The 18,328-nt window shown below is 71.5% G+C and carries 21 protein-coding genes; 11 read left to right on the forward strand and 10 right to left on the reverse strand.

Annotated elements, in window-relative coordinates; genetic code table 11:
* Window positions 1-4 precede the first annotated feature (4 nt).
* Window positions 5-1,117, reverse strand: coding sequence for a YgfZ/GcvT domain-containing protein (locus ACGFIQ_RS16145; RefSeq protein WP_393244201.1), 1,113 nt, complete (start codon window positions 1,115-1,117; stop codon window positions 5-7).
* Entirely contained in the window at window positions 1,114-1,542 is a 429-nt protein-coding gene (locus ACGFIQ_RS16150; protein ID WP_393244203.1) for a Fur family transcriptional regulator, read from the reverse strand. The genes ACGFIQ_RS16145 and ACGFIQ_RS16150 overlap by 4 nt, the downstream gene beginning before the upstream one ends.
* Before the next feature lie 69 nt (window positions 1,543-1,611).
* On the opposite strand from ACGFIQ_RS16150, the gene ACGFIQ_RS16155 reads away from it, so the two are divergent.
* A complete protein-coding gene (locus tag ACGFIQ_RS16155) occupies window positions 1,612-2,490 on the forward strand; it encodes an aminotransferase class IV (protein ID WP_393244205.1) in 879 nt (292 codons plus the stop codon).
* 60 nt (window positions 2,491-2,550) lie between these two features.
* On the opposite strand, the gene ACGFIQ_RS16160 is transcribed toward ACGFIQ_RS16155, so the two are convergent.
* Together ACGFIQ_RS16160 and mtfM are read right to left on the reverse strand one after the other, a co-directional pair.
* Entirely contained in the window at window positions 2,551-3,138 is a 588-nt protein-coding gene (locus tag ACGFIQ_RS16160; RefSeq protein WP_393244207.1) for an FABP family protein, read from the reverse strand.
* 55 nt (window positions 3,139-3,193) lie between these two features.
* Window positions 3,194-3,298 (reverse strand): small membrane protein MtfM, encoded by a 105-nt coding sequence (mtfM, locus tag ACGFIQ_RS16165; protein WP_030327764.1) that lies wholly within the window; start codon window positions 3,296-3,298, stop codon window positions 3,194-3,196.
* Between the two features lie 12 nt (window positions 3,299-3,310).
* Here mtfM and ACGFIQ_RS16170 point away from each other — a divergent pair, with 12 nt between their 5' ends.
* From ACGFIQ_RS16170 to ACGFIQ_RS16180, 3 genes are all read left to right on the forward strand, one after another.
* Window positions 3,311-3,685, forward strand: coding sequence for a DsrE family protein (locus ACGFIQ_RS16170; RefSeq protein WP_204942287.1), 375 nt, complete (start codon window positions 3,311-3,313; stop codon window positions 3,683-3,685).
* A gap of 79 nt (window positions 3,686-3,764) precedes the next feature.
* Window positions 3,765-4,145 (forward strand): SCP2 sterol-binding domain-containing protein, encoded by a 381-nt coding sequence (locus ACGFIQ_RS16175; RefSeq protein ID WP_393244210.1) that lies wholly within the window; start codon window positions 3,765-3,767, stop codon window positions 4,143-4,145.
* Window positions 4,142-6,196 carry a glycogen debranching N-terminal domain-containing protein gene (locus ACGFIQ_RS16180; RefSeq protein ID WP_393244212.1) on the forward strand — a complete coding sequence of 685 codons (2,055 nt, stop codon included), beginning with the start codon at window positions 4,142-4,144 and terminating at the stop codon, window positions 6,194-6,196. Before ACGFIQ_RS16175 ends, ACGFIQ_RS16180 begins: the two co-directional genes overlap by 4 nt.
* 19 nt (window positions 6,197-6,215) lie before the next feature.
* Here the strand turns inward: ACGFIQ_RS16180 and ACGFIQ_RS16185 are convergent, their stop codons facing one another.
* From ACGFIQ_RS16185 to ACGFIQ_RS16210, 6 genes are all read right to left on the reverse strand, one after another.
* Window positions 6,216-7,079: a hypothetical protein gene (locus tag ACGFIQ_RS16185; protein ID WP_393244214.1), complete on the reverse strand. Its 864-nt coding sequence runs from the start codon at window positions 7,077-7,079 to the stop codon at window positions 6,216-6,218.
* Window positions 7,080-7,270: 191 nt separating this feature from the next.
* Window positions 7,271-7,591, reverse strand: a complete 321-nt coding sequence (locus ACGFIQ_RS16190) for a DUF1416 domain-containing protein (RefSeq protein ID WP_393244216.1) — start codon at window positions 7,589-7,591, stop codon at window positions 7,271-7,273.
* A 2-nt stretch (window positions 7,592-7,593) separates the two neighbouring features.
* A complete protein-coding gene (locus ACGFIQ_RS16195) occupies window positions 7,594-8,442 on the reverse strand; it encodes a sulfurtransferase (RefSeq protein WP_393244218.1) in 849 nt (282 codons plus the stop codon).
* 203 nt (window positions 8,443-8,645) lie between these two features.
* The gene (locus ACGFIQ_RS16200; RefSeq protein ID WP_310503780.1) at window positions 8,646-8,723 is read right to left on the reverse strand and encodes an Ms5788A family Cys-rich leader peptide; all 78 of its coding nucleotides are present in this window, start codon (window positions 8,721-8,723) and stop codon (window positions 8,646-8,648) included.
* Between the two features lie 92 nt (window positions 8,724-8,815).
* On the reverse strand, window positions 8,816-9,604 hold the full coding sequence (locus tag ACGFIQ_RS16205; protein WP_393244220.1) for a DUF2993 domain-containing protein: 789 nt from the start codon (window positions 9,602-9,604) through the stop codon (window positions 8,816-8,818).
* A gap of 102 nt (window positions 9,605-9,706) precedes the next feature.
* Window positions 9,707-10,768, reverse strand: a complete 1,062-nt coding sequence (locus tag ACGFIQ_RS16210; RefSeq protein WP_393244222.1) for a hypothetical protein — start codon at window positions 10,766-10,768, stop codon at window positions 9,707-9,709.
* A gap of 241 nt (window positions 10,769-11,009) precedes the next feature.
* Between ACGFIQ_RS16210 and ACGFIQ_RS16215 the strand changes: the two genes are divergently transcribed.
* The 7 genes from ACGFIQ_RS16215 to pstB all read left to right on the forward strand — a co-directional run bounded on the left by ACGFIQ_RS16215 (window position 11,010) and on the right by pstB (window position 18,132).
* Complete coding sequence (locus ACGFIQ_RS16215) at window positions 11,010-11,729, forward strand: response regulator transcription factor (RefSeq protein WP_192580148.1); 720 nt, start codon at window positions 11,010-11,012, stop codon at window positions 11,727-11,729.
* 154 nt (window positions 11,730-11,883) lie between these two features.
* Window positions 11,884-12,747: a polysaccharide deacetylase family protein gene (locus tag ACGFIQ_RS16220; RefSeq protein ID WP_393244224.1), complete on the forward strand. Its 864-nt coding sequence runs from the start codon at window positions 11,884-11,886 to the stop codon at window positions 12,745-12,747.
* A gap of 58 nt (window positions 12,748-12,805) precedes the next feature.
* Window positions 12,806-13,732, forward strand: coding sequence for a mycothiol synthase (gene mshD / locus ACGFIQ_RS16225; protein ID WP_393244226.1), 927 nt, complete (start codon window positions 12,806-12,808; stop codon window positions 13,730-13,732).
* A 288-nt stretch (window positions 13,733-14,020) separates the two neighbouring features.
* Complete coding sequence (pstS, locus tag ACGFIQ_RS16230; protein ID WP_393244228.1) at window positions 14,021-15,127, forward strand: phosphate ABC transporter substrate-binding protein PstS; 1,107 nt, start codon at window positions 14,021-14,023, stop codon at window positions 15,125-15,127.
* Between the two features lie 34 nt (window positions 15,128-15,161).
* Complete coding sequence (pstC, locus tag ACGFIQ_RS16235) at window positions 15,162-16,253, forward strand: phosphate ABC transporter permease subunit PstC (protein WP_393244230.1); 1,092 nt, start codon at window positions 15,162-15,164, stop codon at window positions 16,251-16,253.
* Entirely contained in the window at window positions 16,250-17,338 is a 1,089-nt protein-coding gene (gene pstA, locus ACGFIQ_RS16240; protein WP_393244231.1) for a phosphate ABC transporter permease PstA, read from the forward strand. The genes pstC and pstA overlap by 4 nt, the downstream gene beginning before the upstream one ends.
* A gap of 17 nt (window positions 17,339-17,355) precedes the next feature.
* Entirely contained in the window at window positions 17,356-18,132 is a 777-nt protein-coding gene (pstB, locus tag ACGFIQ_RS16245) for a phosphate ABC transporter ATP-binding protein PstB (protein ID WP_393244714.1), read from the forward strand.
* Window positions 18,133-18,328 lie beyond the last annotated feature (196 nt).

Consider the following 18,328-nt stretch of genomic DNA (forward strand, 5'->3'; position numbering starts at 1 on the left):
CCGCTCAGGAGGGGTCGATCGCCGCCGCGGTCTCCCCGATCATCAGCGCGGCGTCGTCCGGGACGTTCCGCTTCAGCACGGCGAGGGCGACCTGGCCCAGCTCGTGGTGCAGCACGGCGGTGCCGACGAAGCCGACAGCCCGACCGTCGAGGGTCACCGGCGTACCGGCGGTCGGCGGCTGGTCGGTGGTCACCCCGTCCAGGTGCAGCAGGACGAGGCGACGCGGCGGCCGGCCCATGTTGTGCACCCGGGCCACCGTCTCCTGCCCCCGGTAACAACCCTTGTCCAGGTGCACCGCCGGGCCGATCAGATCAACCTCGGCCGGAATGGTCCGGTGGTCGGTGTCCACCCCGACCCGGGGCTGGCGGGCGGCCACCCGAATCGCCTCGTACGCCCACAGGCCCGCGAGCGGCACGCCCGCGCCACGCAACTCGGCCACCACCTGCTCCATCGCCGGGCGGGGCACCAGCAGGTCCACCCCGAGCAGACCACGTCGGGCCCAGCCACCGATCGGCAGCGGTTTGACGTCGTACCGGACGCTCGCCCGTGGTGGGACGGCGCCGGCGGCGAACTTCGGACCGGGCACCGCGACCAGGTCCGGTGCGGCCAGCCCGGTCACGCCGAGCGTGGCCAGCGCCTCCGTCGCCGCCGGACCGACAAGCGACAGCAACGCCCGTTCGGCGGTCGCGTCGCGCGGGTCGACCCGGCTGAAGAACCGCATCTTCTCCAGGTAGGTCAGCAGGCCCTCGGTCGCACCCGGCTCGGTGTCCAGCCACGCGGTCTCGCCGTCCTCGGCGACGAGGGCGTGCTGCTCGACGTGGCCGTGCGGGGAGAGCACCAGCAGCTCGGTGCCCTCACCGGCGGCCAGCGTCGTCAGGTGCTGCGAGGTGATCGTGTGCAACCACCCGGCGCGCTCCTCCCCGGGCACCGCGATGACCCCCCGGTGCGACCGGTCGACCAGGCCGACCTCGGTGTCGAGGGTGCGCTGCTCACGCAGCGGGTCGCCGTAGTGCGCGGCCACCCCCCGCACCCCGGCCGCGACGTGCGCCGGATCCGGCTGGTCGCGGCTGGCCTCGTCGATGCTCTCGACGGCCACCGCACCCGCGATGTCGATCATTTGTTGTCCCCGTTCTCGCAGCGTGCGCAGACGCCGAAGAGTGAAACGTGCCCGATATCCACCCGGAACCCGCGCTGCGCGACCAACTCGTCGGCGAGTGGGCGGAGCAGCACCGGATCGATCTCGTCGATCGCCCCACACTCCCGGCAGACCAGGTGGACGTGCTGGTGCTCACCCGCTGCGTGATAGGTCGGTGAGCCGTGCGACAGGTGCGTGTGGGTGACCAGGCCGAGCCGTTCCAGCAGCTCCAGCGTGCGGTAGATGGTGGTGATGTTGACGCCGGCGGCGACCTCCCGGACCGCGGTGTGCACCTGCTCCGGTGTGGCGTGGCCCAGATCGAGCACCGCCTGGAGGACGAGCTGCCGCTGGGCCGTCAGCCGCAGCCCACGGGCCCGCAGCATTTCCGCGAGGGAGGATTCGGACACCCTCCGATCATAGTTCGGCCACCATGCCGGTCCGCGCACCGCGATCGACCGCCGCTACGCTCGACCGTCATGGTGATGACGCCCACCGGCAAGGCCGCGGTCCAGCCGACCACGCGAATCGCCGTCCTCGGGCGCGGCCCGGTGGCGGCCGGCGATCCGGTGCTCCGCGGTGACGACCTCGGCGTCCTCCGTGGCGACGGCCTCTTCGAGACCATGCACCTCCGTCAGGGCCGGCCGTGGCTGCGCGACGAACACCTGGCCCGCCTGGTCGCGGCGGCCCACGCCGTCGAACTGGCCGTGCCGCCCACCGCGGCGCTGATCGACCTGCTCGACGAGGTACGCGCAGGCTGGCCAGCGGCTGTGGAAGGGGCACTCCGGCTGGTCTGCACGCGAGGCCCGGAGAGCGGCGGAGCGCCGACGGTCTACGCCACGCTGGCCGAGGTGCCGGCAGCCTCCCGGGCAGCCCGCCAGGACGGGATCGGGGTGGCCACCCTGCCGCTCGGGGTGCCCGCCGACGCCCGCAACGGGCTGAGCTGGCTGCCCGCCGGGATCAAATCCACGTCGTACGCGGTGAACAGCGCCGCCCGCCGCTGGGCCAACCGGGCCGGGGTGGACGACGTGCTGTGGGTCTCCTCCGATGGATACGCCCTGGAGGGCCCCTGGGCCAACGTGGTGTGGCTCACCGACGACACGCTCTGCACGGTGCCGGCCGCCACCACCGGCATCCTCGCCGGCACGACAGTCGCCTGGCTGCTCGCCCACGCCGGCGAACTGGGCCTGAACGCCGCCGAGCGGATGGTCACCACCGCCGAGCTACACGCGGCGGACGGCGTGTGGTTCACCTCGTCCGTGCGCGGGGCCGTCGAGGTCCACACGCTGGACGGGGTGCGTCGGGACCGCTGCCCGCGCACCCCCGCCCTACAGGCCCTGCTGGGTTACCCCGTCTAGCGCTGTGTCAAAGCCCCTGGCCGGCCTGCGGGCGGCCCAGGGCGTTGACGCCGACCCTGGTCAGCCGCCGACCCGGACGAGCCGGGCGGAGAGGTGCGGGCTGAGCCCGTGCCCCATCGCAGCCATCTCCTGGGCGTAGAGCAGCGCGCCCTCGACGATGCCGAAGAGCCGCTTCCCGCCGGTGACCTCCTTGGCGGTCGGAGTGCGTACCACCGCGTCGGTGGCCAACTCCACCTGCGTGCCGGTGCGCTTGCCCAGGTGCAACTCCATCACCCCCGTGGGCGTGGTCAGCAGCACCTCCAGCTCATCTGTCGCGCGTCCGTCCACCAGCACCGGTCGCCACCAGCCGATCTCACGACCGGCCGGACGGACCGGCCTGCTCTGCTCGTCCAGGATCCAGGCACGGGACTCGTAGTGCAGGAACGGTCGGCCGTCGTGGCTGATCCGGATCTCCTGCGCGTAGTCGAAATCCTCGATGGTGGGGAAACCACCCTTGCCCCGGCCGCGCCACAGACCCACGTAGGGCAGCAGGCCGTCCAGCGCGGGGTGCAGCTTCGGCCCGACCCGCAGGTCGTGGCTCTCCTCGAACGGGTACTCCTCGACCGGCGGCGCGTTCAGCCACGGCGGCTGCAGCGGATTCTCGCTCACAGGGCCACCTTCGTTCGCGACTGCGGGGCTCGCAGACCCGGCTCACTCCTCGCGCTCACCAGCGTCCTCTCGAAATGCGTACGGCAAGGTAGACCAGGCCACCGGCGAGCCCGCCCAGGCCAGCGACCAACAGGCTGACAAACCCGATCTCGGTAACCATCCCGGCCATCCTATGCTGGGCCACATGGCCCGCACTCTCGTCGTCAAGGTCACCGCGGGGGCGGACGCCCCGGAGCGGTGCGCACAGGCATTCACGGTCGCCGCGACTGCCGTCGCGGCCGGGGTGGACGTGTCGCTCTGGTTGACCGGTGAGTCGACCTGGTTCGCCCTGCCCGGCCGTGCGCAACAGTTCGAGCTGCCACACTCCGCGCCGCTGGCCGAGCTGCTGCACGTCATCCTGACCAGCGGCCGGGTGACCGCCTGCACCCAGTGCGCGGCCCGCCGGGAGATCGGCCCGGACGACGTCCTGCCCGGGGTCCGGATCGCGGGCGCCGCGGTCTTCGTCGAGGAGGCGATGGCCGAGGGCGCGCAGGCGCTCGTCTACTGACCGGCCCGACGCGGTCTGTCGATTCGAGCGGAGTGCCGATACCGACCCGACAACTCGGGCGGCTGCCTACGATTCGGATGTGACCGAGGCGACGGAGAGGTTCTTCGAAGCACTGCCGTCGCGCGCCCCCGACGTCCTGGGCGGCCTGGCCGACGGAAGCCTGCAGATCGACCTCGGCGACGACCACCGGACCGAGCACTGGCTGGTCCGGATGCGGCCCGGGTCGGTGCAGGTCAGCCGTGGGCGTGGGCCGGCCGACGCGATCTGGTACAGCAGCGCCACGCTCTTCGACCGGCTGATCACCGGTGAGGCGCAGGGTGTCGCCGCGGTGCTGCGCAACGAGAGCACGTTCAGCGGCAACGTGGTGCTCTTCCTCGCCTTCCGGCGGTTCTTTCCGAACCCGCCCGGCACCCGCGACCCCCGGGAAACGGCGCGCCGCGCAGCCGGACGGCCGGCGTGAAGGAACTCGTCAGCATCCTGGACGGCAACACCTTCCTGGTCAGCGACCGGCGGGGAGACATCGAACCCTCCTACGACTTCCCCACCGGGCTGTTCTCCTTCGACACCCGGTTCCTGTCCACCTGGGTGCTCACCCTGAACGGCGAACGGCTGCACGCCCTCTCCGTCGACGACACCGAGTCGTACCGCACCAAGTTCTTCCTCGCCCCCGGGGAACCCACGCACTATCTGGACGCGAAGGCGTCGGTGATCCGCAGCCGGGCGATCGTGGGCAGCTTCGAGGAGGAGCTGACCGTGCTCAACCACCTCGGCGCGGAGTCCGAGTGCACCATCCGCATCGAGGTCGGGGCCGACTTCGCCGACCTGTTCGAGATCAAGAACTCTCGGCAGAAGCGGGGCCGGACCACCGTCTCGGTCGCCGAGAACGAGCTGCGGCTGACCTACCGGCGGGAGGCGTTCCACCGGGAGATGGTGGTCACCACAAGTACGCCCGCGCAGGTCGACGCCACCGGGATGACCTTTCAGGTCCGGATCGCCCGCAACGGCACGTGGACCACCCGGCTGCACGTGTCAAGCGTCGTCTACGGGGCGCGTGGCGAGGACATCCGGGCCACCCTGCCGTACGGGGGCAGCCGCAACGCGGACGCCATCCGGGCCGAGCAGCAGGAGCTGATCGACCGGGCGCCGAAACTCGGGTGCGACTGCGAGCCGCTGGCCGGGGCGTACCGGCGCAGCCTCAACGACCTGGCCGCCCTGCGCTACGAGTCGATCGCCCTGGGCGTACGGCTGATCGCCGCGGGACTGCCCTGGTTCATGACCCTGTTCGGCCGGGACAGCATCATCACCTCGCTGCAGGTGCTGCCGTTCCTGCCGGAGCTGGTCCCGCCGACAATCCTGATGCTGGCCGGACTACAGGGGCACCGGGTGGACGACTTCCGGGACGAGGAGCCCGGCAAGATCCTGCACGAGCTGCGGTACGGGGAGACCGCCGGCTTCGAGGAGCAGCCACACTCGCCGTACTACGGGTCGGCCGACTCGACACCACTGTTCGTCATCCTGGTCGACGAGTACGAGCGTTGGACTGGTGACTCCACGCTTGTGCGCCGGCTGGAGCCGCAGGTCCGCGCGGCGTTGCAGTGGATCGACACCTATGGCGACCTGCTCGGCACCGGCTACCTGTGGTATCAGACCCGAAACCCGGAGACCGGCCTGCAGAACCAGTGTTGGAAGGACTCCTGGGACGCCATCTCCTACGCCGACGGCCAACTGCCCGACTTCCCCCGGGCCACCTGCGAGTTGCAGGGGTACGCGTACGACGCGAAGATCCGGGCCGCCCGGCTGGCCCGGACCTTCTGGAACGACCCGGAGTACGCCGACGAGTTGGAGCGGCAGGCCGCCGATCTCAAACGGCGGTTCGACAGTGACTTCTGGATCGCCGACCGCGAGTACTACGCGCTCGCGCTGGACGCCGACGGCCGGCAGGTGGACGCGCTGACCTCGAACATCGGGCATCTGCTGTGGAGCGGCATCGTGGACGAGTCGCGTGCCGGCAAGGTGGTCGAGCACCTGCTCGGGCCACGCCTGTTCTCCGGCTGGGGGGTGCGGACGCTCGCCGCGGACCAGGGGCGCTACAACCCGATCGGCTACCACGTGGGCACGGTGTGGCCGTTCGACAACTCGATCATCGCCTGGGGGTTGTGGCGGTACGGCTTCCGGGAGGAGGCCGGCAAGCTCTGCGACACGATGCTCGCCGCGTCCCGGTACTTCGGAGGGCGGCTGCCGGAGGCGTTCGCCGGCTACGCCCGGGACCTCACCGACTACCCGGTGGAGTACCCGACCGCGTGCAGCCCCCAGGCCTGGTCGACAGGCACCCCGCTGCTGCTGCTGCGGGTGATGCTGGGGTTGGAGCCGCAGGGCGAGCACCTGATCATCGACCCGGCCGTGCCGCCGGGGATGGGCCGGGTCGAGCTGCTGGACATCCCCGGCCGCTGGGGCATGGTCGACGCGTTGGGCCGCAGCCGTGGCCCGGAGGACCAGCCGGGCGGCGGCTGACCCGGGCGGGTTTTCCGGCTCAGCTCGGGCAGCCGACCGTGGCGGCCAGCCGGGTGGCGTCCGGCGCGAGGTCGGCGAGCACCGTGACCGGGCCGACGCGGTACGCGTACACCGGGGGTTGGTCCAGCAGAAAGGCGTTGCCGGCCAGCGGGGCGAGGGCGTCCTTCGACGCGACCGGGCCCGGACCGCCCGCGGACCGCGCGGTGCGGGCCAACCCGCCGCCCGGGCAGGGCGCGACGACCAGTTCCGGCGGGGCGTCACCGGGCCGGCCGAGCGCCGTCAGCGCGGCGGTCAGGGCCGCGGCTTCCGGGCCGGCAGCGGGCGACAGGCCCGGCCAGTAGCCGGAGCCGACCGGCCGGCAACCGGTGTCGACGAACAACGACACCCGGCCGTCCGCGGTCGGGCGCCCCACGACTGCCACGAACTCGCCGGCGTCGGCGTGCAGCTCGGGGCCGTCCAGCCCGGGGCCGACCCCGGCCCGCCAACTCGCCGGCAGCCGATCCGCGATGCCGGCCAGGACGGCCTGCTCGCTGCCGGTGGGCGCGAGCACACCGACCTCGCGTCGCAGCCTCGCCCCGTCGGCGAACGGGGTGACCCGGCAGCCCGACACGACCCGCGGTGGGCTCAGCTCCAGCAGCCCGCCCACACCGGCCGCCCGGGCAAGCTCGCCGACCGCCCGGTCGACCACCGGACCGGCCTGGTCCAGGGAACGCTGCTCGCGCACGGTGGGCGGATCCTCGCGGACCGACATCCAGGTGAGCAGGGCCAACAACACGGCCCAGGCCACGGTCGCGGCCAGCAGCCAACGCCGCCACGACCGGGCGGGTGCCGGCGCGGCGGGACCGGCCGAGGAGGCCCAACCCGTCTGGACAGCACCGCTCACCCGGCCATCGTGTCACGCCTGCGCCGCCGCCCCGGCGGCGGAGGCGGTGGTTCCATTTCCCGCTCGGTGGTTGCGCCGGACTCGGCCCCCGCCGACAACCAGAGCAGGATGCGCGCCTACTGACGTGGCGGGAAACGACCGGGGCCGGTCACCCGTGTGGGTGACCGGCCCCGGTCGATCAGAGCGGTGGGTCAGGCGACGGTGACGGCAACCTCGTTGACGCCCCGGCCGGCGGTGATGGCGGTGTCGCCGTTGCCGTGCCGGGACAGTGCGCGCAGCGTCCAGGAACCCGGCGCGGCGAAGAACCGGAACTGACCGGCGGCCGAGGTCACCACCTCGGCGGTGAACTCGCCGGTCGAGTCGAGCAGTCGGACGTACGCGCCCGGCACCGGCTCGTCCTCGGCGGAGCGGACGATGCCGGTGATGACGGTTTCCTTCTCCAGGTCCAGGCTGGCAGGCAGCGGCGCGGCCTGGTCAGGTGCGGCGCAACCAGCGGCGGTGGGGAGAGTCATGATCAGGCCTCCCCGGGTTCGTCGCCGAGCGCGACCGGCACGCCGACCAGCGAGCCGTACTCGGTCCAGGAGCCGTCGTAGTTCTTGACGTTGCGGTGACCCAGCAACTCCTGCAGCACGAACCAGGTGTGCGAGGAGCGCTCACCGATGCGGCAGTAGGCGATGGTCTCCTTGCCGTCGTCGAGGCCCGCGTCGCCGTAGATCCGGCGCAGCTCGTCGTCGGACCGGAAGGTGCCGTCCTCGTTGGCCGCCTTGGACCACGGGACGCTGATCGCGGTGGGGATGTGGCCGGCCCGCTGCGCCTGCTCCTGGGGCAGGTGGGCGGGGGCGAGCAGGCGGCCGGCGAACTCGTCGGGGCTGCGCACGTCGACCAGGTTCTTGGTGCCGATCGCGGCGACGACCTCGTCGCGGAACGCCCGGATGGAGGTGTCCGGCTCCTGCGCGACGTACTGCGTCGCCGGGCGGGCCGCCGCCTCGGTGACCAGCGGGCGGGCATCCAGCTCCCACTTCTTGCGACCGCCGTCGAGCAGCTTCACGTCGCGGTGGCCGTAGAGCTTGAAGTACCAGTACGCGTACGCGGCGAACCAGTTGTTGTTGCCGCCGTAGAGGATGACGGTGTCGTCGTTGCCGATGCCCCGCTCGGAGAGCAGCGCCTCGAACTGGGTCTTGTTGACGAAGTCCCGGCGGACCTGGTCCTGCAGGTCGGTCTTCCAGTCAATCTTGATGGCGCCGGCGATGTGGCCGGTGTCGTAGGCCGAGGTGTCCTCGTCGACCTCGACGAAGACGACGCCCGGGGCGTCGAGGTTCTTCTCGGCCCACTCGGCCGAAACGAGTGCGGTGTCGCGACTCATCGAATCACTCCCTGGTGAGGATGGATGGTGAGCCAACGCGCGAGATCGATGGGTGTAACTGTCGCACCACGCGCGGACCCAGCGGAAGGACGGATCACGGGTTCGTGCGACGGCGCCGCTGCCGGGCGTTCGGTGGGATTACCGGAGGGTGCGAGAACCCTGTGCCGGTGGCCGCCGTAAGGCGGCCGGAGACAGCCCCGCCGTCAGATGACGGGGCGACACAGGCAGGTGGCCACGCGGCACAGGTCGACCGCGCGCCGTTTGGTGAGGTGGGTCCCCATGAGCAGGGAGCCTACCAGCCGGTGACCATGCTGCCACTGAGCCGACCACCATCCGGGAACGACCCGGACCGGCGCGCGGCCCGGGTCGCGGCTCAGCTGGCCGAATTGATCGGCACGTTCTTCGCGTCGGCGGTGACCGCCAGCCCTTCCGGCAGTGGACGGACCTCCCGGACGGCGAGCTGGAACGGCAGGTCCGGCAGGGGCACATCGATGGAGATGCTCTTGGCGTAGTTGCTCACGAGGGCCCGGGCCAGCGGCAGGTTCGGCAGGCCCGCGGCGTCCAACTCGTTGAAACGCAGGGCGACCGCGCCGTTGTCGGCGACCGTGACGTCGGCGGTGCCGCTGACCGTGAGCTTCTGACCGAGGATGTCGACCGGGGCCGTGACGGCGAGCTTGCCGTCCTGCTCGCCGAGGGTGAGGCCGGGTCGCTTCAGCAGCGCGGCAAGACTCTCGTAGCTGATCGTGCCGGTGCCGTTGACGGTGTCCGCCACGACGTCACCCTGGCCGCTGCGCAGGGTGTCCAGCGAGGCCCGCACGTTACGAGCGTCCACGTTGAGCACCGGCAACAGCACGGTGTCGCCCTGGACCGGGGCCTGCACGTCCCGCAGTTTGATCGAGATCCGCTCATAGCGGCCGTCGAGCACCTGGGTGAGGAACGGGACTCCGGCGACCTCCACGTCCGGCTTGGTGGACTGCGCGCCCTGCTTGGCGACCTCCTGCTGGACGCGGTCACCGATCATCCGCTCGGCGACCCCGACCGCCACCCGGTCGGCGACCACCAGCAACCCGGCCAGCAGCAGGAGCAGCACGAACAGCCCGACGAGCAGCTTGCGGCCACGGCGTCGGGGTCGCGCCTCGTCCACCGGATAGTCCTGCGCCACGCCGCCTCCTGTCTCCGCCCGCCGAGCTGACGGGTCGTCCGTGCCGGTGCCGCAGCGCGGCGCACCCATAGGTACCCGACCGACTCCGGGCTCAACCGTGACTCAGAGGAACAGCATGCACATGGCGTACGCGGCCGGCGCCGCGAGGGCGAACCCGCCGAGCGGACCCTGCATGTGCCGAGCCACCCACATCGTGGGCGTCTCGCCGGCCATCAGCCGGCCGGCCTCCGCGTACCCCACGGCGAGATCGGAGAGGACGGCGGTGACCGCCGCGACCAGGCCGATCACGGCGGCCCGGGTCGGCGTGAAGGGAGCCACCAGGTAGCTGCCCAGCAGCGCGCTGGTGAGCGTGCCGACCATCGCGCCGGCGACCACGCCGGCGGCGCCCCGCGGCACCTGGGGAGCCAGCCGGGGCCAGGGCAGCACGGCGTCGGTCAACCGGGCGACGGTCAGCGCGACGCCGCTCGCCGTCAGGCAGACGGTGATCGCCTGGGTGCCGGCCGGAATCCGGCTGAGCACGATCAGGGTGCCGAAGGCCACCACCCCGACCACGATGAGCAGCGTGGCGCCGAGTGAGTCGGTGACCCGGACCCGGTCGACCCGGCGGACCAACTGGCCGAGCACCGCGGCGAGGAACCCACCGGCGGCCAGGTAGCCGAGCGGCGCCAGGCCGGCGACGTCGGTCTGCACCGCGGCGATGTCGACGAGCGCCGCGACCGTGGCGCTGATGCCGGCGACCACCAGCAGCGCCGGCGGTCGCATCGCCATGGTCCAGGCCAGCACGAACAGCAACTGGACGCCGAAGATGATGAAGGCGAACGGCAGGCGGTGACCGGGACCGGACGTCTGCGCGCCGAGCACCAGACCGACACCGAGCAACGCGGCGAAGCCGGCGATCGTCACCGCCAACTGGCGGCGCACCTCGACCGGGGGTACGACCTCCTCCTCCGGCTCGTCGACCTCGTCCTCGGAGCGACGAGCCGGCTCACCGGCGCGACGGGCACGACGAGGCCCACCCCGCTCGCGGCGTTCGCCATCGGTGGTGGTGGCCGGACCGGTACGCGGCGCGGGCGGGTGGCCGCGGGACGGTGTGGCGGCCGGACCCGGGTGGGGCCCGGCGGGCCACGATTCGCGGCCGGCCTCGGGCGACGTGGAGGGAAACACGACCCGATCGTGCCAGACCGACCGCCCGACGCGGTGGTCATGGGTTTCGGCAACGTTAAAACCTGGGCCACGATCAGGGGCAAGATAGACAAACGGGAAATGGCCTGGCGGCGCGGCCGAGGCGATCGGTTACGCTCAACCCGTTACCCGCCCGTCAGCGACGCCGGGACCACGCAATTTCTCAGCGCGCTCCCTCGTGAGTGTGTCTGGTCGCGTGCGGCCGTGCGCCGCCGGGACGGAGGTGATCGTGGAAATCCTGCTGTTGGTGACCGCACGCGCAGGTGAACCGTCGGCTGTGCTGCCGGCACTCGACCTGTTGCCGCACTCGGTCCGCACCGCGCCGCGTGACGTCCGCACACTTGTCGCGGGCCCCAGCCCGGACGCGGTGCTGGTGGACGCCCGATCGGAGCTGAGCGAGGCCCGCGCGACCTGTCGCATGCTGCACGCCACCGGGCTCGGCGTGCCGCTTGTCGCGGTGGTGACCGAGGCCGGCCTGATCGCACTCAACGCCGACTGGGGCGTCGACGACGTCATCCTCGCCTCGGCCGGCCCCGCCGAGGTCGAGGCCCGGCTGCGGCTGGCGGTGGGCCGGCTGAGCAACGCGACAGCTGGCGCGGGCGGCTCGATCCGGGCCGGCGAGCTGAACATCGACCCGGACACGTACGCGGCCAAGCTCAAGGGTCGCCCGCTCGACCTCACCTACAAGGAGTTCGAGCTGTTGAAGTTCCTGGCCCAGCACCCGGGTCGGGTGTTCACCCGGGACCAGCTCCTGCGCGAGGTCTGGGGCTACGACTACTTCGGCGGCACCCGCACGGTGGACGTGCACGTCCGGCGGTTGCGCGCCAAGCTCGGCTCGGAGTACGAGTCGATGATCGGCACCGTGCGCCAGGTCGGCTACAAGTTCGTCGTCCCGCCGTCGCGTTCGCTGCCCGAGGCGGAGCACGCGCCGCTGCCCGTCTGATCCGCGAGTCGCCCCGGGCAATTTTCCATATGCCCTTTTTGCGCAGCTTGGCAGTTTTATTCTGACTGCCGGGTTTGTCGGAGAAAGGGGCGACTGTGCGTGCAGTGACCACGGGGGCGACGGGCCGGCCTGACCGGCCAGCCGGGCAGCAGTCGTGACACGGGGCAACTCGACCGTGCGGGCGGCGGGGATCGTGACGGTGGTGGTGGCGGCCCTGCTCGGCTCGGCGTACGCGCTGGGCCGCAGCCTCGTCCCCGACCAGGTCCCGGGGCACTCCACCGGGGCCACGACGAACGCCGACGGGCCGCACTACGCCGACCAGCCCGGCGGCGGCGAGCCGGGCGGCACCCCGAGTGCCGGCTCCGGCCCCGCCGAGACCGGTCAGGACGGTACGGGGCAGGACGCCGGCGGCGACAACCTGTTCGGCGCGCACGCCACCTCCGGCTCCCGGCGGCTCGCGCTGACGTTCGACGACGGGCCGGACCCGCGGTACACCCCGCAGGTCCTCGCCACGCTGCGCGAATTCGACGTGCGGGCCACGTTCTGCGTGGTCGGCGAGAACGCGCAGAACCACCCCGACCTGATCCAGGCGATCGTCGACGAGGGGCACACCCTGTGCAACCACTCGTGGCAGCACGACGTCGGCCTGGGTGCCCGATCGGCCGACGCCATCCGCTCCGACCTCCTGCGCACCAATGAGGCGATCCGGACGGCGGTGCCGAACGCGCCGATCGTCTGGTACCGCCAGCCCGGCGGCGCCTGGACGTACCCCGTGGTGACGATGGCCCGGCAACTCGGCATGACCCCGCTGCACTGGTCGGTGGACCCGTCGGATTGGGAACTCCCCGGCGCCAGCAAGATCACCGCGACCGTCTTGACCCAGGCCGCACCGGGCTCGGTGGTGCTGCTGCACGACGCCGGCGGCAACCGACAGGGCACGGTGGACGCGCTGCGTCGGATCCTGCCCGACCTGACCGCGCGGTTCGAGTTGGAGGCACTGCCCACCGACCCGACGTGAGGCCCGGCTTTACGGCGACGGTCCGGGCGTTGCGAGACGCAGCGGATACGGTGACGGGATGAGCAGCGCGGAGCCGACCAGCGACCAGGTGACCCGGACCGACCGACTGGCACCGGCGGAGATCGCCGACGTGTTGGCCCTCGCCAGCGCCGCGGGCGACACCGACGGCGCGGACCCGCTCGACGAGCACGTCCTGCTCCGCCTCCGCGACCCGGACGCCCCCGCCCTGCACCTCATCGCCCGCGCCGACGACGGCACCCTCACCGGGTACGCGCACCTGGACACCACCGACCCGGTCGGCGGGATCGGGGTCGAACTGGTGGTGCACCCCGCGTACCGGCGGAGGGGCACCGGTCGCGCGCTGGCCCGGGGCGTACTCGCCTCGGCCACCGGGCCGCTGCGGGCGTGGGCGCACGGCGACCACCCGTCCGCCGCGGCGCTCGGCGTCGACCTCGGGTTCACCCGGGCCCGGGTGCTCTGGCAGTTGCGCCGGCCGCTGGCGGCCCCGCTGGGCGAGCCGCGCCTGCCCGACGGGGTGGTGCTGCGCGCGTTCCGACCCGGGGCGGACGACGCGGCCTGGCTGACCCTCAACTCACACGCCTTCGCCGAGCACCCCGAGCAGGGGCGGTGGACCTCGGACGACCTGCGCGTCCGCCTCGCCGAGCCGTGGTTCGACCCGGCCGGCTTCCTGCTCGCCGAGGAGACCGCGACCGGTCGACTGCTCGGCTTCCACTGGACCAAGGTGCACGAGCGCCCGGGGTCGGCCCGGACCGGCGAGGTGTACGTGCTGGGCGTGGAGCCGACCGCGCACGGCGGCGGGCTCGGCCGGGCCCTGACCACCGCCGGGCTGGCGTACCTGCGGGACAGTCGGGGCCTGGACCGGGTGATGCTCTACGTGGACGAGTCGAACACCGGGGCGGTCGCGCTCTACGAGCGGATGGGCTTCGCCCGCTGGTCCGCGCACATCAACTACCACCTGGGCTGACCGCCGACCCGCTCCCGCCGATCACCGCGCGGTAACGGCCGGGCTTCGGCGGCATAACAGCGAACCGGAAATATGCCTATACATCCGACAGGTGTACCCCCGTTCACTTAACGGACAACTCACCCTCAGCAAGCGGTCACCTGAGCGGCCGTACGTGTTCACCTCGCGTTCACTTGCGACCGGCGAACCGGCTACCTGGCACTTCTAACTTTCGTGTCAGCCGGTCAGTGCCGGTCCTCGGCCCCCGGGATCGGGGCGCCAAGTCAGACGCGAAGGGAAACCCCTCAGGTGAAGCTCCAGCGGTACGGCACTATTGCCTGCCTCGCTCTTGCCGCGACGCTCGGCCTCAGTGCATGCGGCTCGGACAACAACGAGCCCGCCTCCGGCGCGAACGCTTCGGGCTCGGCCGCCGCGGTCGACTGCGCTACCGGCACGCTGAACGCCCAGGGCTCGTCGGCGCAGAAGAACGCCATGGCCGAATGGATCAAGGCGTACCAGCAGAAGTGCCAGGGTGTCACGATCAACTACGAGCCCAGCGGCTCGGGCGCCGGCATCCAGGCGTTCATCGCCGGGACGGCCGACTTCGCCGGCTCCGACTCCGCGCTCAAGCCGGAGGAGCAGCCGCAGGCCGACGCCAAGTGCGTCGGTGGCAAGGCCATCCACCTGCCGATGGTGATCGGCCCGGTGGCCGTCGCCTACAACGTGAGCGGCGTGGACAACCTCCAGCTCAAGCCGGCCACCCTGGCGAAGATCTTCGCCGGCAAGGTCACCAAGTGGGACGACGCCACGATCAAGGCCGACAACCCGGACGCCAAGCTCCCGGCGACCACCATCCAGACCGTCCACCGCTCGGACGAGTCGGGCACCACCGACAACTTCACCAACTTCCTCTCCAAGACCGCTGAGGCCGACTGGACCCTGGGCAAGGCCAAGGCGTGGAAGGCCCCGGGCGGCACCGGCGCCAAGGGCTCGGACGGCGTGGCCAGCCGGGTCAAGGGTGCCGACGGCTCCATCGGCTACATGGAGTGGTCGTTCGCCGAGAACGCCGGTCTGAAGATGTCGAAGATCGGTAACGGCGCTGGCGAGTTCGCTCCGCTGACCGCCGAAGCGGCCGGTAAGACCATCGCCGGCGCCAAGGTCGATGGCCAGGGCGACGACCTCAAGCTGTCGATCGACTACAACACCAAGGAGGCCGGGGCCTACCCGATCGTCCTGGCGACGTACGAGATCGTCTGCAGCAAGGGCCTCGCTGCCGACAAGCTGCCGCTGGTCAAGGGTCTGCTGGGCTACGCCGCCAGCACCGAGGGCCAGGCTGCCATGACCGAGCTGGGCTACGCCCCGCTGCCGGAGAGCGTCCGCACCAAGGTCGAGGCCGCAGTCAAGAACATCTCCTGACCGACACCACTCCGCAATCGAATCGAGCGAGCAGATGGGTGACACCCCCCACCGCTCGGCCGACGCCGGCACCGGCGGGACCCGCGTGACCCAGAGTCACGAGTGGCCCGCCGGTGCCTCGGCGCGTGTGGCCGAGGCACCAGTCAGCACCCGTTCCCCGGGCGGCACCGGGCTGGGCGGCGGCAGCGCGCTGCCGCGCAGCCGTAAGTTCGGCGCCGAGCGGGCCTTCCGCGGTCTCACCCTGGCCGCCGGCACCGCCGTTCTGGTCATCATCGCCGCCATCGCGATCTTCCTGGTCGTCAAGGCGGTGCCGGCCCTCCGCGCCAACACCGAGAACTTCTGGTCCTACGAGGGCTGGTCGCCCAACGAGACGGAGCCGAAGTTCGGCATCGGTGCGCTCGCCTTCGGCACCGTGCTCAGCTCGGCGCTGGCACTGCTCATGGCGGTGCCGGTGGCGCTGGGCATCGCCCTCTACCTCTCGCACTACGCGCCGCGCCGGCTGGGCACCGCGCTCGGCTTCCTGGTTGACCTGCTCGCCGCAGTGCCTAGCGTGGTCTTCGGCCTCTGGGGACGGGACGTCTTCAGCAGCCCCGTCCGGGACTTCTCGGTCTGGCTGAACCAGCACTTCGGCTGGATCCCGCTCTTCGGCGGCGACGGCCCGTTCGGAGCGTCCGTCATGCTCGGCGCCCTGGTACTCGCGATCATGGTGTTGCCGATCATCACCTCGCTCTCCCGCGAGGTGTTCCTCCAGACGCCGACGGCGAACGAGGAGGCCGCCCTTGCCCTCGGCGCCACCCGCTGGGAGATGCTCCGCACCGCGGTGCTCCCCTACGGCCGTCCCGGCATCATCGCCGCGATGATGCTCGGCCTCGGCCGGGCGCTCGGCGAGACCATCGCCCTGGCGCTGACCCTCGGCATCACCTTCGGCATCTCGTTCAACCTGATCCAGAACGGCGGCAACACCATCGCCGCCAACATCGCCAACGCGTTCGGCGAGGCGAACGAGACCGGCCGGGGTGCGCTCATCGCCTCCGGTCTGGTGCTGTTCGCCATCACGCTGATCGTCAACATCACGGCGCGGGCGATCATCTACCGCCGCCGGGAGTTCACGGAGTCGGCCGCATGACCACAACCGTCACCTCCCACCGCACCCGGCCGCCGGCCCAGCCCGACTCGCTGCGGGCCAAGCGGCTGCCCTGGTACGCCGCCCCGGCCATCGCCGTCGCGGCCCTGGCGCTCTCCGCCGTGATCGTCTACGGCACCGACATCGGCGGCCCGGTCCTCGTGGTCGCCCTCGGCGCGATCCTCTACCTGGTCGGGCTCTTCGCCGCGGCCAACGCGGTCGAGGGGCGCCGATCGGCTCGCAACCGCACCTGGAGCGCGCTGATCCACTCCGCCTTCGTGCTGGCGGTGCTGCCGCTCATCTCGGTGGTCTGGACGCTGGTCAGCAAGGGCGCCGAGCGACTCGACGCCAACTTCTTCCAGACCTCGATGAACAACATCGGGGCCCGGGACGCCAACGGCGGCGCGTACCACGCGATCGTCGGCACCCTGGAGCAGGTCGGCATCGCCACCCTGATCACCGTGCCGCTCGGCGTCCTCTGCGCGATCTACATCGTCGAGTACGGGCGGGGCAAGTTCGCCTTCGCGATCCGCTTCTTCGTGGACGTGATGACCGGCATCCCGTCGATCGTCTCCGGCCTCTTCGTGCTGGCGTTCTGGGTGCTCGTGGTGTCGCCGTGGTTCAACGACGGCCGGCCCAGCTTCTCCGGCTTCGCCGCCGCGCTCGCGCTGAGCGTGCTCATGCTGCCCACCATCGTCCGGTCCACCGAGGAGATGCTCCGCCTCGTCCCGCCGCCACTGCGCGAGGGCGCCTATGCGCTCGGCGTACCCAAGTGGAAGACCATCCTGCGGGTGGTTTTGCCGACGGCGCTGCCCGGCATCGTCACCGGCGTCATGCTCGCCATCGCCCGTGCGGCCGGCGAGACCGCGCCGGTGTTGCTGGTCGCCGGCGGCGGCGCCGCGATCAACACGAACCCCTTCGAGAACAGCCAGTCGTCGCTGTCCCTCTTCGTCTACCAGCAGGCCGGTGACGCGTCGAGGTACGCGCCGGAGCGGGCGTGGACCGCGGCACTCACCCTGGTCGCCCTCGTGCTCATCCTGACGATCGCGGCGAAACTGCTGGCCCGTCGCAACAGGCTCAGCCGATGAACCCCGGAGGTACCACCATGGCCAAGCGCGTCTCCGCCTCGAACGTCACCGCGTACTACGGCGGCTTCAAGGCGATCGAGAACATCAACCTGACCGTCGAGCCGAAGACGGTCACCGCCCTGATCGGGCCGTCGGGTTGCGGCAAGTCCACCTTCCTGCGGTCGATCAACCGGATGCACGAGGTGCTGCCGGGGGCCCGGGTCGAGGGCAGCCTGACGATCGACGACCAGGACATCTACGACCGGGATGTGGACGTCACAGCGGTCCGGCGCACGATCGGCATGGTCTTCCAGCGGCCGAACCCGTTCCCCACCATGAGCATCTTCGAGAACGTGGTGGCGGGCCTGAAGCTCAACGGCGTCCGCAAGAAGTCGATCCTGGAGGAGGCGGCCGAGAAGGCGCTGCGCTCGGCGAACCTGTGGGACGAGGTCAAGGACCGGCTGGGCAAGCCCGGCGCGGGCCTATCCGGCGGTCAGCAGCAGCGGCTCTGCATCGCCCGGACGATCGCGGTCGAGCCGCAGGTCGTCCTGATGGACGAGCCGTGCTCGGCCCTGGACCCGATCTCCACGCTGGCGATCGAGGACCTGATGTTCCAGCTCAAGGACAAGTTCACGATCATCATCGTGACGCACAACATGCAGCAGGCCGCACGGGTCTCGGACCGGACCGCCTTCTTCTCGATCGAGAAGACCGGCGACCCGGGCCGGCTGATCGAGTACGACAACACCCAGAAGATCTTCAGCAACCCGAGCGTGAAGAAGACCGAGGACTACATCACCGGCCGCTTCGGCTGAGCCGCTGGTTCCCGGTCCGCGAGGGGCGCCGGTCAACCTGACCGGCGCCCCTTCGCGTACCCGAGGCCGTTCCGGCGCGACCCAGACCGGCCCAGCGCGGCGCGGCCTCGCCCGACCGGCCCGGTCCGTGCTCGATCAAGGATGTAGTGGCCTCACGCGCAACGGAGGCCACTACATCGACGTTCGAGCGCGACCT

It is taken from the genome of Micromonospora sp. NPDC048898, assembly GCF_043198035.1.
Taxonomy (GTDB): domain Bacteria; phylum Actinomycetota; class Actinomycetes; order Mycobacteriales; family Micromonosporaceae; genus Micromonospora.